This window comes from Williamsia muralis NBRC 105860, assembly GCF_001598915.1.
Taxonomy (GTDB): domain Bacteria; phylum Actinomycetota; class Actinomycetes; order Mycobacteriales; family Mycobacteriaceae; genus Williamsia; species Williamsia muralis.
In genome coordinates this window covers 896,782-910,323 of record NZ_BDAP01000002.1, presented here as the reverse complement: position 1 = coordinate 910,323, position 13,542 = coordinate 896,782, and the positions used below count along the sequence as shown (strand labels likewise).

Here is a 13,542-nt window from a genome sequence, read left to right as displayed (position 1 = left end):
GGTCACTGTGGTCCTCCGGGTCGGGGGCTCCCCGGCGGACCGGGCTGGCGCGGTATCGGTCCTGACGTGCGTACGGGCGGAACAGGTCCGCGGGTGACAGGCCCGGCACTTCGGGTCATCGGGCCTGATCCCTCATTGCGACGGATCGGGCCGGCCTCGCGGGCGTGGGCCCCCGATTCGGTCCGCGGCCCCGGATTGCGCTGCGGTCGTGGCAGATCCTCGCGGCGGATGTTCTCGGTACGGGGGTCGGCCAGGCCGCGACGCGCGCGCCCGGTGGGACTCGACGGGTCCCGCGGGTCCGGCGTGCTCTGCGGATCGACGACGGGCGGCAGCACCCGCAACAGGTCGGTGAAGCGGCGAACGGTCTCCAGAGCGACGTCGAGGCGTTCGGGGTCGTTGGTGATCGGCATCGACCCGAGCGACCACGCCCCCTCGTTCCAGAGGATCTGGATGTAGTCGGGAGCGTTGGTGGCCAGGGCGACCATGCGGCGATCGCACACTCGGCGGGCGACATCGAGGTGACTGGAGAACATCACCCTCTTACCCATCGCGCCGAGCAGTTCGACATCGTCCTCGGCCGGCGCGAGAGTCTTCTCGTGCCGCAGATCGATCGTCACGTTCGATTCGGTGGTCCGGCGGATGGCCACGATGGTGGCGGTCTCGGCAAGGTCGAAGACGACGGTCTCTTCGCCGTAGTAGCTGCCGTAAGCCAGATCCTGGACCTCGATGTGGTCGGGCACATCCATCGCCGCCCGCCCGAACTCCGATTTCAGGGCCGGATCGGAGTCGCGGTATTTGAACCCGTGCTGATCGCCCCACACTGCTCGTTCACGGCGCACCCCGGTCGTCCGCTTGCGGTCGAGCCACAGCAGAGCCAGGGCGCCGGCCAGCGCGAGGGCGGCGATCAGGAAGTAGACGGCAGTCATCACCGGTCAGCTTACCGTGGGGCGTCCGATTCGATACGCAGGCGAGGTTGCCGAGACCCGCACTCGCCCAGCGGGCCCCGCGAGGGCGTCAGTTCTCGGGGATCGAACCGGAGACCCGGCCGTCCACGATGAGGTCGGCGATCATCGTGCCGTCGACCTTCACCACCCGGACGACAACCAGGTCACCGACGTCGAGGACGCTGAGCGAGCTGCCCTCGGTGGACTGCACGTGGGTGTCCGGACTGAGGATGAAGTGCTGTTTGCGCCCGTCGGCGGTGTGGACGTCGAGGGAGTCGGAGCTGATCTTGTCGATGGTGCAGAGCACCACCTTCGACCGTTCGGTGCTGAGGGCCTCGGGGATCTCTTCGGTTGTGGTCTCGCCCGAGAGCACTCCGGCCTGACTCGGCGGTTCGCTCGGGGTGACGTACTTGATCTGTGTCGACGCCTGGCCCTGATCGCTGCGCTCGGCTCCGAGATGGATGCAATAACCCAGGGCCACGCCCGCAACCGCCAGGCCGGCGATGCACAACAGCGTCACGACCCTTGTCGAACGCGGCGTGGAATCAGTCACGTGTCCGAACATAGAAGCCGAGTCTGAGATCCGTCTGTGAATAGCGACAGCGGGGCCTGACTTGTTACCTCTGTCAGGAGTTTTCGCGTGCCCTGACGTAGCCGGCCTGCTTGTCGACCACGTTCATCAGCGGTTCGCCGGCGATGTAGTGCTGCAGGTTCTGCAGGAACTGACCGGCCAGTTCATCGCCCCACCCGACCACATCCCCGCTCATGTGCGCCGAGATGTGCACGTTCTCCATCTCCCACAGCGGGTTCTCGGCGGGCAGCGGCTCGGTCTCGAACACGTCGAGCGAGGCGGCTCCGATCGATCCCGTCCGCAACGCGTCGATGAGCGCCGTCTCGTCGACCAACTCCCCCCTGCCCACGTTGACCAGGTGCGCGGTCGGTTTCATCGAGGCCAGTACCGCGGCGTCGATCATGCGGGCGGTCTGGGCGGTGAGCGGTGCGATCGCGACCACCACGTCGAAATCGCCGACGTAGGAAGTCAGGTCTGCGGTGGCCCCCACCACACCGAAGTCGGGGTCGTGCGCACGTTCGGTGCGACCCGCACCGCTCACTTGCAGGCCGGCTGCCCGTAGAAGGCGGGCGGTGGCGCGTCCGATCCCGCCGGTCCCGATGACGAGTACCGAACGTCCGGCGGTCCGGGTGGTGTCGCGGCGGATCCACCGCTTTTCCCGCTGGAGGGTTTTCGACAGATGCAACTGCTTGTCCTCGGCGAGGATCGAGCCGAGGACAAACTCGGCGATGGGCCCGTCGAAGACCCCGTGGGCGTTGGTGACGGTGACGTCCGACCGGCGCACGTCATCGAACAGCATTGCGTCGACGCCTGCTGCACAGACATGTACCCACCGGAGGTCATCTGCGGCCGACCAGTTGTCCCGTAAGGCCGCGGAGAAGAAGTCCCACAACAGCAGAACGTCCGCACCGTCGAGCGCCGCACCCAGATCTGCGGTGGTGCATTCACGCACCGTCGCGATGTCGCGGATCTGCTCCAGGTTGCTGGGCGGGGCAAGTCCTTCACGACCCAGGAGTGCGACCACCGGTGGTGTGTTCGGCGTTGCCATGGGCCCAGATTAGGGCAGCCCGGCGGAGTGTCCGTCGGCGACTGTCCAATTGTTGACAATCCATCAATCTGCCGTCACCGTGTACCCATGAGCCGCGCCACCCTCAGTCCTGCCCTCAAACAAGCCACGCCGGTTGTCGTCGATCACGCGAAGGGGTCGTGGATCCACGGCACGGACGGCCTCGACTACCTGGACTTCACCACCGGCATCGGCGTCACCAGCACCGGGCACTGCCACCCGAAAGTGGTTGCCGCGGCCCAGGAACAATGCGGCAAGATCATTCACGCGCAGTACACCACCGTGATGCACAAGCCGCTGCTCGAGTTGACCGACAAACTCGGTGATCATCTGCCCACCGGGCTCGACTCGGTGTTCTATGCCAACTCCGGATCCGAGGCCGTGGAGGCCGCCGTCCGACTGGCGCGGATGGCCACATCACGACCGAACATCGTTGTCTTCCAAGGCGGTTTCCACGGCCGCACCGTCGCTGCCGCCACTCTGACCACCGCCGGAACCCGTTTCTCCGCAGGCTTCTCCCCCTTGATGGGCGGCGTGCACATGGCGCCCTTCCCGTACGCCTACCGGTACGGCTGGGACGAGCAGACAGCAGTCGACTTCGCTCTCCGGGAACTCGACTACCTGTTCGCCTCACGCGTCGCTCCCAATGACACCGCTGCCTTTCTCATCGAACCGGTACTGGGTGACGGCGGATACCTGCCCACGCCACCGGCATTTCTCGAGGGACTCCGCGAACGCGCCGATCGATACGGCATCGTCCTCATCCTCGACGAGGTCCAGGCAGGCGTCGGGCGCACCGGCAGATTCTGGGGACACCAGCACACCGACGGCCTGATTCCCGACATCCTCATCACAGCCAAGGGCATCGCCTCCGGGTTCCCGATCTCTGCCATCGCCGCACCCCGCGACCTGATGGCGAAGGCATGGCCGGGTTCGCAGGGTGGCACCTATGGCGGCAATGCGGTCGCCGCCGCCGCAGGCGTCGCGACGCTCGAGGTGATCGCCGAGGAGAACCTCGTCGACAACGCGCGTATCCGGGGCGACCAGATGCTCCGCGGACTGGCCGAACTGGCTCCGAAGTTCCCGCAGATCGGCAATGTCCGCGGGATCGGCCTGATGGCCGGCATCGAATTCGTTGACGATGCGGGCACGCCCGACAGTGTCTCGGCAGCCGCCGTGCAGCAGGCGTGCATACCCGAGAAGCTGCTGACGCTGACGTGTGGACCGATGGGCAACGTTGTTCGCCTCATCCCCGCCCTGGTGATCTCAGAAGACGAAATGGCCACGGGTCTGAACAGATTCGAGGCCGCTTTGACCGCGGCACTGGGATAGCGGGGGTGATGGACCCCGAACTGTCCGGCTCCCGTGTTGCCACTGATCTACAAGCGCTCGGGCTGAGCGCCGACGCCTCGTCTCGCCGTCTCACCGAATACTCCTACGACGCCTCGAACTACCGACTCAAGCCCCTCACGGTGGTCTTCCCTCGGGACGATCGCGAGGTGGCTGCGGTGGCCGCCTACTGCCACCGGCATCACCTCACGCTCACCGCCCGCGGTGGCGGAACGGGCATGGGCGGCAACGCGATCGGGACCGGCGTGGTGCTGGACTTCTCGCGGCACATGAACAGGCTCATCTCCGTCGATCCGCACGGCAGGACCGCGGTGGCGCAGGCCGGCATGGTGCTCACCACCCTGCAGCAACAAGTCGCGGCCCAGACCGACGGTGAACTGACCTTTGCACCGGACCCCTCGAGCCAGTCCCGGGCCACCCTCGGCGGGGCCATCGGCAACGACGCCTGCGGCAACCACTCGGTGCGCCACGGGCGCACCACCGACCACGTCGAGGCATTGAACCTGGTCACGGCCGATGGACTGCGCCTCACCGCATTCCGCGACGGGTTGAGCGCAACCGACCCCTCCGACACCGAAGCGGTGGCCCGGGCAGCCCAACTGAGTGCGGCGATGCGCGAGCTGACGGCGGCGAACATGGCCGTACTGCGAACCGAGATGGACCGGATCCCACGCCAGGTGTCCGGCTACCACCTCGGTAAGTTGCTGCCCGAAAACGGTTTTGACGTGGCCCGCGCCCTGGTCGGCACCGAAGGCACCTGTGCGATCGTGGTCTCGGCCACCGTTCGTCTCGTGCCCGCGCCCACCAGCGCGCTGCTGCTCTGTCTCGGCTACCGCAACGTGGTGGACGCCGCCCGCGACGTACCGACCCTGCTCGAGTTCAAGCCGTCGGCCATCGAAGGTATCGACGAGCGCATCGTCGAGACGATGCAAGCGCGTCGAGGCGACGACTCCGTGGTCGGCCTGCCACAGGGAAATGCCTGGCTGTACGTGGATCTCGACGAGGAGAGCAGCTCGAACGTGCCGCAGGCGGCGCAGGACCTTCTCGACAAGCTCTATACGAACGGGCGACTGGTGGACGGCCGGACCGTGCCCGACCGCCAGCAACGGGTCTCGCTGTGGCGTATCCGGGAGGACGGCGCCGGATTGTCGTCACGGCTGGTGGCACCGCAGCAGGTGAACCCCGAGGACGGCGGCAGCTACGAATCCTGGCCCGGCTGGGAGGATTCGGCCGTTGCCCCCGAAAGGCTCGCCGACTATCTGGAAGGGTTCACCGCACTGCTCGACCACCACGGACTGACCGGTGTCATGTACGGACACTTCGGCGCCGGGTGCATGCATGTCCGGATCACCTTCGACCTCCGCAGTGCGCAGGGCCGAGCGGTGATGAGGAAGTTCTGTCATGACGCCGCCGAACTCGTTGTGCGTCACGGCGGTTCGCTGTCGGGTGAACACGGCGATGGCCGGGCCCGCTCGGAGCTGTTGCCCCTGATGTACTCGCCTCAGATGATCGAGGCCTTCGGCGCCTTCAAGCGGATCTGGGATCCGGCAGGCATCCTCAACCCCGGCAGCATCGTCGATCCGGACCCCATCGATGCCAATCTTGTGCTCGCCGACGTGCCCAGCCGCGTATGGCGCACCAGTTTTGATCTCGGCACGCCCAGGACCCGTGACGATGGACAACCAGGCCTAGACCCCTTTGTGCATGCGGTCCAGGGGTGTATCGGCGTCGGGCGCTGCCGGTCCGATTCCGGTGGTGTCATGTGCCCCAGTTACCGCGCCACCCGCGACGAGAAGGACTCCACCCGCGGCCGGGCACGGGTGCTGCAGGAGATGGTCCGCACCGCACCCGACATCGAAACTGGCTGGCGCGACGAGGATTCTCGCGAAGCCCTCGACCTGTGCCTGTCATGCAAGGCGTGTTCGACCGATTGCCCGGTGGGCGTCGACATGGCCACGTACAAGTCCGAGTTCTTCTCCAACTACTACCGGCGGCGCCTGCGCCCGCTGTCGCACTATTCGCTCGGCTGGATGCCTGCCTGGCTCAGCGCCGCCAAGGCTTTGGCCCCCGTCATCAACAGGATGCTGGCGGGCCGCCTCGCCGGTCCCGCATCCCGGGCCGGCGGGCTTGATCCGCGACGCACCATGCCCGCCTTCGCCACCCGCAAACAGGTGCACACCGCGATGGCCGGTCTACGCACCGACCCGACATCCGACGTCGTGCTGTTCGTCGACTCGTTCACCAAGGCGTTCCGGCCACACGTCGCCGGTGCCGCGGCCCGAGTCCTGGAATCGGGAGGCCAGACCGTGAGCTGTTCGGCCGACCAATGTTGCGCGCTCACCTGGATCTCCACCGGGCAACTCGATCACGCGCGAAAGGTGCTGACCCGTACCGCCGCTGCTCTCGACGACGGCACTGACCGGCCGATCGTGGTGCCCGAACCGAGCTGCGCCGCCGCACTGCGCAAGGACCTCCCGGAGTTGGTGCACAGCGAGGTCGCCCGCCGGGTGGCTTCACGGGTTCGGAGTTTTGCCGACGAGGTGGGCCATCTACTCGACGACGGGTGGAAACCGCCCGTGCCGTTGCCCGCGGACGTCGTCGTGCAGACCCACTGCCACGAGTACTCGGCGTTCGGGCCAACCGTGCAGCAATCGGTCCTGCGCAGACTCGGGGCGACCGAGGTCGAGCAGGCCGACGGATGCTGCGGTGTGGCAGGCAATTTCGGCTTCGAGAAAGGTCACTACGACGTCAGCATGGGTGTAGCCGAACAGGCGCTCGCCCCAGCGCTGCGTGCCCGGGACCAATCCACACCGGTCCTCACCGACGGATTCAGTTGTGCGATGGCCGTTTCGCACCTCTCTGCCACCGACGACACCGTGCCGGCCGTCGAGTCGGTCCACCTGGCCGAATTACTCGACCCGGCCAATTCATCCGAGACCACCGAGGAGGTTCGACCATGACGACATCCACCGTCACACCCGCCGCCCAGAACGCCGAACGACGTGCCCGGGCAGCCGAGCTGATCGCTTCTCTGCCCACCGGCCTGTACATCGACGGCGAGTGGGGCCCAGCAGCGGACGGCGCCACCTTCGCGGTCGAGAACCCCGCCACCGGTGAGGTCATCGCCCACGTCGCCAAGGGTGCACAGGCCGATGCCGCTGCGGCCATCGAGTCGGCCGCGGCCACCCAGAAGAGCTGGGCGGCAACACCGCCACGCACACGCAGCGACATCCTCCGCCGGGCATACGAGTTGATCCTCGAACGACAGGAGGATCTGGCGCTGATCATGACCACCGAGATGGGCAAGCCTCTGGCCGAGGCGCGAGGTGAAGTGGCCTATGGCGCAGAGTTCTTCCGATGGTTCTCCGAAGAGGCGGTCCGAATCGACGGTGGTCACACCACCACCGGCGACGGTGCAAACCGCATCCTGGTGACGAAGGAGCCGGTGGGACCGTGCATCCTCATCACCCCGTGGAACTTCCCACTGGCGATGGGCACCCGCAAGATCGGGCCTGCGATCGCAGCCGGCTGCACCATGGTGTTCAAGCCTGCCGAACTCACCCCGCTCACAACGCTTGCCCTCACCGAGATCCTCACGCTCGCCGGCTTGCCTGCCGGTGTGCTGAACGTGGTCACCACCGACGACCCCGGTTCCGTGGTGGAGACCTGGATGGACAGTGGGCTGGCCCGCAAGGTCAGCTTCACCGGATCCACCCAGGTCGGAAAGTTGCTGCTGGAGCAGGCATCTCGGACCGTGATGCGCACGTCGATGGAACTGGGCGGCAACGCACCGTTCATCGTCTGCCCTGACGCCGATCTCGACAAGGCCGTCGGCGGCGCGATGGTCGCCAAGATGCGCAACATGGGTGAGGCCTGCACGGCGGCCAACCGAATGTTCGTGCATCGCAGCGTGGCCGACGAGTTCGCCAGGAAGCTGGCCGAACGGATGGGCGCGTTGAACGTCGGCAACGGCGTGGACGAGGGCACCCAGGTGGGGCCGCTCGTCGAGCGCAAGGCCGTCGACAAGGTCCGCACCTTGGTCTCGGACGCCGTCGAACGAGGGGCCACCGTGGTGGTGGGCGGTGGGGAGGGCGCTGATGCCGGCTACTTCTACCAGCCGACGGTGCTCTCGGGTGTCGACCCGCAGTCCGAGCTGATGGGTACCGAGATCTTCGGGCCGGTGGCACCGGTCATCCCCTACGACACCGAAGAAGAGGTGATCGAGATGGCCAACAACACACCGTGGGGTTTGGTCGGCTATCTGTTCACCCAAGACATCGATCGTGGACTGCGGATGTCGTCGGCCCTCGAAGTCGGAATGGTGGGTCTCAACACAGGTTTGGTCTCCAACCCTGCAGCACCCTTCGGTGGGGTGAAACAATCCGGATTGGGCCGCGAAGGCGGCCGGGTCGGGATCGAGGAGTTCCTCGAGATCAAGTATCTCGCCATACCGAGGACCTGATCAGACCGGCACAACCCCGAACGTTCACCGAAAGGTGTGAGGACACAGTATGTATCTCGGATCGCAGCTGTTCACCGACGCCGAATACGAGCAGCGGCTGGCGGCTGTCCGCAAGTTGATGGACCGGCAGGGGCTGTCGGCGATCATCGTCACGGACCCGGCAAACATCTTCTACCTCATCGGGTACAACGCGTGGTCCTTCTACACCCCACAGATGTTGTTCGTACCGATGGACGGCGACATGGTGTTCTTCGCGCGCGACATGGACGCTCGCGGTGCACATCGCACCACCTGGCTGCCCGACGAGCAGATCGTCGGCTACCCCGAGAGCTACATCCACAGGCCCCACGTGCATCCGTTCGATTGGGTGGCATTCGCCTTGCGACAACGGCATCTGATCGCGCCGGCGTCGCGAGGTGGCTCCGTCGGCTTGGAGATGGACTCGCACTTCTTCTCCCCCAAGGCGTATCGGGCGCTGTTCAACGCGATCCCGGAGTGGAAGCTGGTGGACTGCTTCGAGCTCGTGAACTGGGTGCGGTCGGTCAAATCGGATGCCGAGGTGCAGCTGATGCGGCAGGCGGGCATGGTGTGCTCGGAGGCGATGCGCGCGGCCATCGACACCATCGACATCGGAGTGCGACAGTGTGATGCGGCAGCGGCGATCTCGCAGGCGCAGATCACCGGTACCGATCAATTCGGCGGCGACTACCCGGCCATCGTGCCGATGATGCCCACGGGCGAAGCAGCCGACACCCCTCACCTCACCTGGCATCAGGGCACTTTCGTCGGTGGTGAGGCAGTGGTGGTCGAGCTGACGGGCGCCCACAACCGGTACCACTGCCCTCTCGCCCGCACCGTGTCACTCGGACCGGTGAACAAGGATGTCGACTACGTTGCCGGAGCCACCGCAGAGGGCCTCAACAACGTTCTCGACGCCATCGCACCGGGCGTGCCGACGCGGGAGCTCGCCTCCACGTGGAACTGGACTTTGGCCAAGTACGGACTCGAAAAGCCCTCACGGCTCGGCTATTCGATCGGTATCGGCTACCCACCGGACTGGGGTGAGCGCACCATCAGCATCCGGACCGAGGACGAGACGATCCTCGAGGAGAACATGACATTTCACATCGTCTGTGGAATGTGGATGGACGGCTACGGATTCGAGTTGTCCGAGTCGGTGCGGGTGAGCGCGACCGGGGTCGAGACGTTCACCAGCTTTCCGCGAGACCTGATCCGCAAGTGACCTGATGAGAAGTGAGAGGTGACCGCATGACCGCAACCGATCTGTCCCACTCCAGCCGCACCTTCCCGCTGGCCGGCCGGGCCAAAGATCTGGTCGGGTCGATGATCGACTCGTCGACGTCGCTGCTCGCCGCGCAGAAGCACGACATCGTCCGCTTCGCGATGGGTTCACCCGCCGACGAGGCGGTACCCGCCGACGAATTCCGCGAGATAGCCGGCAGCATCCTCGACCACACGTCGTTCACCTACGGCGCTTCCGAGGGCGAGCCGCGTCTGCTCGATCTACTGGTCAAATACCTTGCCGGCACACCTGATCCGGCATCCGAGGACCGGCTGGTCATCACCACCGGCGGTATGCAGGGACTCGATCTGGCCTGCAAGTTGTTCGTCGACCCCGGCGACCTCGTGATCGTCGAGTCGCCCACGTACACCAACGGAAGCGCCACCGCCCTGTCGTACGGGGCTCAGCTACTCGAGGTGCCGGTGGACGACGAGGGACTCATGGTGGACCAACTGCCGGATCTGGTCGCGCGAACTCATCGAACCCCCAAGGCCATATACACCATCCCCAATTTCCAGAACCCGAGTGGCGTCACCTTGTCGCTGGAACGGCGAGTCGCGTTGCTGGAGTTGGCCCACAAGTGGGGCGCGGTCATCATCGATGACGATCCGTACGCGCTGCTGCGGTTCTCCGGCGAGGACATCCCCACGTTCCGGACTCTGAGTCCCGATGACCCACTGCTCTTTTCGGTTCGCACGTTCTCGAAGATCCTCGCGCCGGGGTGGCGCGTCGGATGGGTGGACGCCGACCCCGCTCTGCGGCAGCTGCTGATCAACGGCAAGCAGGCGATGGACACATGTACCAACGTGCCCAACCAGCACATCGTGGCCGAGTACATCTCGCGTGGTGGGTTGGAGGACCATCTGGTGATGCTGCGCGACCTGTACCGCATTCGTCGGGACGCGATGATCGCCTCTCTGCACACACATCTGGGCGATGAGGTGGCCACCACACATCCCGAGGGTGGCTTCTTCCTCTGGGTGACATTGCAAGGTAAATATGCCGGTATCGACACCCGCGAGCTGTTCGAGATCGCACTGGCCGAAGGTGTTGCGTTCATTCCGGGCCCGGCGTTGTCGCCCGGTGGCCACTACCGAAACGCGCTGCGGCTGTGCTTTGCATCCAGCACACCCGACCGCATCGACGAGGGCGTGAAGCGGCTGCGTACCGCACTGGATCTGGCACTGGCGGCATGACCGAACGGTCTGTTCTCGAGCTGATCGACGAGCCTGAGTTGGTGGCACTGACCTGCTCGCTCATCGACGCGGGCGGCGAGAATCCCGGCGGCACCGAGCAACAGACGGTCCAGGTACTCCACAAGGCCTGTCACGAACTCGGTTTCATCGTCGACAGCTGGGAGGTGGCCCCGGGCAGACCGAACTTCACTGCGACACTCCCCGGCACCGGCGATGCACCCGGTCTCATGGTCCTCGGCCACTCGGACGTGGTACCTGCCGGTGACGGATGGACACGCGATCCATTCGAATCCACGGTCGACGCGGGGCGGATCTACGGTCGCGGCGCCACCGACATGAAGGGTGGCCTCGCGGCCGCAATCATCGCGATGGCGGCCTTGTCACGCTCGGGGGTGAAACTACCCGGGCCTGTCCAATTGGTCTGCACCGTCGACGAGGAGGACCTCGGCATCGGCATCCGCGATTTTGTGACCCGGAGCGATGGATCGTATCGATTCGCCGGTTGTGTGGTAGCCGAACCGACCGACCTCGAAACCGTGATCGCCTGCCGCGGAGCCTCTTACCTCGAGGTCCGGGTGACCGGACGGGCCGCGCATTCGGGTCGCCCGGCAGATGGCCGCAACGCCATCGACGCAGCCGCCGCGATCATCGACCTCGTCCGTGCCGACGCCCGCCGACTGGCGCGCTCACCAGACCCGCTCCTGGGCTCGGGAACCTGGAACACCGGGCTGATCGAAGGCGGGCAGGGCATCTCGGTGGTCGCACCGCATGCGACCGTCAGCTTCGACCGCCGACTGATGCCCGGGGAAGACGCCAACGCAGTGGCCTCCTGGTTACGCGGCGCCATCACCGAAGCGGGCATCGACAGCGACGGCATCACAGTGGACGTCGAGGTGACGATGTCGATGCCGGGTTTTCAGACCACCATCGACCACCCATTGGTCACCGAGGCCGCTCGTGCCGTCGGTGACGCCGGTGGCCATACCGAGATCACCGGCTGGACCGCGGCGTGCGACGGCGGCTTCATCAGCCGGGACCTCGGGATCCCCGCCATCGTCCTGGGCCCTGGTGGTCTCAACGATCAAGCACACCGCCCGGATGAATCGGTGTCGATTCACGAATTGGTCACAGCTGCAAAGGCTTACGCATTGCTGGCGCTGCGCCTGTTCTGACCGGCAAGTGGTCACGATCGTCCCCGTGGACGCCGCCGAAGGGCGAATAGCCCTCGACGGCGTCCCACGGGCCCGATCGTGGTGCGTCAGTTGTTGTGCACCAACTTCTTCTCGGCGTCGGTTTCCTCACCTGGGATGTCGGTGCCCCGAATCGAGAATCCTGCCGTCTCGCGCAGGAAGGGCAGCGCGATCATGCCGATCGCGCAGGCGAGCATCATGTAGCCGGCCGGGAACAACTCCCAACCCTCGTTCTCGGTGACCGCGTCGTTGATCAGCGGAGCCGTGCCTCCGAACGCCGCCGTGGCCACGTTGTAGGAGATGGCGAACCCGGCGTACCGCACCTGTGTGGGGAACATGGCCGGGAACGTTGCCGAGATGGTGGACAGCTGCGGGATGTACAGCAGCCCCAGCACCAGGAATCCGACGATGGCCCAACCGAAGCCCTGCCCCATCAGCCAATACATCGGCAACGCGAACACGAACAAACCGATCAGCGAACCCCACCACATCGGTTTGCGGCCGATCTTGTCCGACCAGGCACCGAAGAACGGGATACACGCCATCATCGCCAGCTCGCCGATGAGGATGACAACCGTGCCGGTGGTCTCGCTCATTCCGATGGTGGTCTTGAGGTATGTCGGCTGGTACGCCAGCAACGTGTAGTTGGCCACGTTGAGGGCGATCACCAGGCCGAACATCACCAAGATGGGCTGCCAGTAGTTGGTGAGCAGATCCTTGAACCGCGTCCACGCGGTGCCCTCGATCTCATCCTTCTGCTCGAGTTCCTTGAAGACCGGTGTGTCCTCCATCTGATTTCGCAGGTACAGACCCACCAGGCCCAGTGGCAACGCGAGCAGGAACGGGATGCGCCAGCCCCAGGTCTCCATCTGTTGGTCGCTGAGCGCCAGTTCGAGCAGCAGCACGATGGCGGTGCCCATCACGAATCCGGCGAGTGTGCCGAACTCGAGGAAGCTTCCGTAGCGGCCGCGCTTCTTGTCCGGCGCGTATTCGGCCATGAACGTTGCCGCTCCGCCGTATTCGCCTCCGGTGGAGAATCCCTGGACCACCCGGAGTGCGATCAACAGGATCGGCGCCCATACGCCGGCGACCGCATGCGTGGGCAGCAGTCCGATGAGGGCGGTGGCGCCCGAGATGAGCAAAATGGTCATGGCCAGCACGGCTTTTCGGCCGATGCGGTCTCCGATCGGACCCCAGATCATGCCGCCGAGCGGTCGGAGCACAAATGAGATCGCAAATCCCAGCATCGTGCCGATGGTCCCGAGGTCGCCGGGAAAGAAGGCTTGCGTGAGATAAGTCGTGGTGGCCGCGTAGACGCCGTAGTCGTACCACTCGGTCGCGTTGCCGATGGCGGATGCGCCGATGGCCTTGCGTAAGAGCTTCTTGCCTTCCGGTGAATCCGGATCCGGAAATCCTGGTGCAACGTCTGAATTCGTTTTCGCGATGTTCGGGCTCATTGA

General features: G+C 65.5%; 10 protein-coding genes. 6 read left to right on the top strand and 4 right to left on the bottom strand.

All coding sequences use genetic code 11. The annotated features are described in order from the left end of the window. Nucleotides 1-2 precede the first annotated feature (2 nt). The 3 genes from WIMU1_RS10930 to WIMU1_RS10920 form a co-directional block, all read right to left on the bottom strand. On the bottom strand, nt 3-926 hold the full coding sequence (locus WIMU1_RS10930) for a TtfA family protein (RefSeq protein WP_099383593.1): 924 nt from the start codon (nt 924-926) through the stop codon (nt 3-5). Between the two features lie 88 nt (nt 927-1,014). Further along, the gene (locus WIMU1_RS10925) at nt 1,015-1,497 is read right to left on the bottom strand and encodes a hypothetical protein (RefSeq protein WP_133248683.1); all 483 of its coding nucleotides are present in this window, start codon (nt 1,495-1,497) and stop codon (nt 1,015-1,017) included. 73 nt (nt 1,498-1,570) lie between these two features. Beyond that, a complete protein-coding gene (locus tag WIMU1_RS10920; RefSeq protein ID WP_062797083.1) occupies nt 1,571-2,563 on the bottom strand; it encodes a D-2-hydroxyacid dehydrogenase in 993 nt (330 codons plus the stop codon). An 87-nt stretch (nt 2,564-2,650) separates the two neighbouring features. Between WIMU1_RS10920 and WIMU1_RS10915 the strand changes: the two genes are divergently transcribed. From WIMU1_RS10915 to WIMU1_RS10890, 6 genes are read left to right on the top strand one after another with little or no spacing between them, the layout of a single operon-like run. Next, the gene (locus WIMU1_RS10915; protein ID WP_062797081.1) at nt 2,651-3,913 is read left to right on the top strand and encodes an aspartate aminotransferase family protein; all 1,263 of its coding nucleotides are present in this window, start codon (nt 2,651-2,653) and stop codon (nt 3,911-3,913) included. 8 nt (nt 3,914-3,921) lie between these two features. Continuing rightward, a complete protein-coding gene (locus tag WIMU1_RS10910; RefSeq protein ID WP_062797079.1) occupies nt 3,922-6,891 on the top strand; it encodes an FAD-binding and (Fe-S)-binding domain-containing protein in 2,970 nt (989 codons plus the stop codon). Continuing rightward, a complete protein-coding gene (locus WIMU1_RS10905; protein WP_062797077.1) occupies nt 6,888-8,393 on the top strand; it encodes an NAD-dependent succinate-semialdehyde dehydrogenase in 1,506 nt (501 codons plus the stop codon). The genes WIMU1_RS10910 and WIMU1_RS10905 overlap by 4 nt, the downstream gene beginning before the upstream one ends. A 49-nt stretch (nt 8,394-8,442) precedes the next feature. Beyond that, nucleotides 8,443-9,636, top strand: coding sequence for a M24 family metallopeptidase (locus tag WIMU1_RS10900; RefSeq protein ID WP_030172377.1), 1,194 nt, complete (start codon nt 8,443-8,445; stop codon nt 9,634-9,636). A 26-nt stretch (nt 9,637-9,662) separates the two neighbouring features. Next, entirely contained in the window at nt 9,663-10,892 is a 1,230-nt protein-coding gene (locus tag WIMU1_RS10895) for an aminotransferase-like domain-containing protein (RefSeq protein WP_062797075.1), read from the top strand. Beyond that, entirely contained in the window at nt 10,889-12,064 is a 1,176-nt protein-coding gene (locus WIMU1_RS10890) for a M20 family metallopeptidase (RefSeq protein ID WP_062797073.1), read from the top strand. Before WIMU1_RS10895 ends, WIMU1_RS10890 begins: the two co-directional genes overlap by 4 nt. An 86-nt stretch (nt 12,065-12,150) precedes the next feature. On the opposite strand, the gene WIMU1_RS10885 is transcribed toward WIMU1_RS10890, so the two are convergent. After that, nucleotides 12,151-13,539: an MFS transporter gene (locus tag WIMU1_RS10885; protein ID WP_023955583.1), complete on the bottom strand. Its 1,389-nt coding sequence runs from the start codon at nt 13,537-13,539 to the stop codon at nt 12,151-12,153. Between the last annotated feature and the right edge of the window lie 3 nt (nt 13,540-13,542).

Coding starts and splice junctions, on each gene's coding strand:
- WIMU1_RS10930 (WP_099383593.1), bottom strand. CDS start 926: ATGACTGCCGTCTACTTCCTGATCGCCGCCCTCGCGCTGGCCGGCGCC.
- WIMU1_RS10920 (WP_062797083.1), bottom strand. CDS start 2,563: ATGGCAACGCCGAACACACCACCGGTGGTCGCACTCCTGGGTCGTGAA.
- WIMU1_RS10915 (WP_062797081.1), top strand. CDS start 2,651: ATGAGCCGCGCCACCCTCAGTCCTGCCCTCAAACAAGCCACGCCGGTT.
- WIMU1_RS10910 (WP_062797079.1), top strand. CDS start 3,922: ATGGACCCCGAACTGTCCGGCTCCCGTGTTGCCACTGATCTACAAGCG.
- WIMU1_RS10905 (WP_062797077.1), top strand. CDS start 6,888: ATGACGACATCCACCGTCACACCCGCCGCCCAGAACGCCGAACGACGT.
- WIMU1_RS10900 (WP_030172377.1), top strand. CDS start 8,443: ATGTATCTCGGATCGCAGCTGTTCACCGACGCCGAATACGAGCAGCGG.
- WIMU1_RS10895 (WP_062797075.1), top strand. CDS start 9,663: ATGACCGCAACCGATCTGTCCCACTCCAGCCGCACCTTCCCGCTGGCC.
- WIMU1_RS10890 (WP_062797073.1), top strand. CDS start 10,889: ATGACCGAACGGTCTGTTCTCGAGCTGATCGACGAGCCTGAGTTGGTG.
- WIMU1_RS10885 (WP_023955583.1), bottom strand. CDS start 13,539: ATGAGCCCGAACATCGCGAAAACGAATTCAGACGTTGCACCAGGATTT.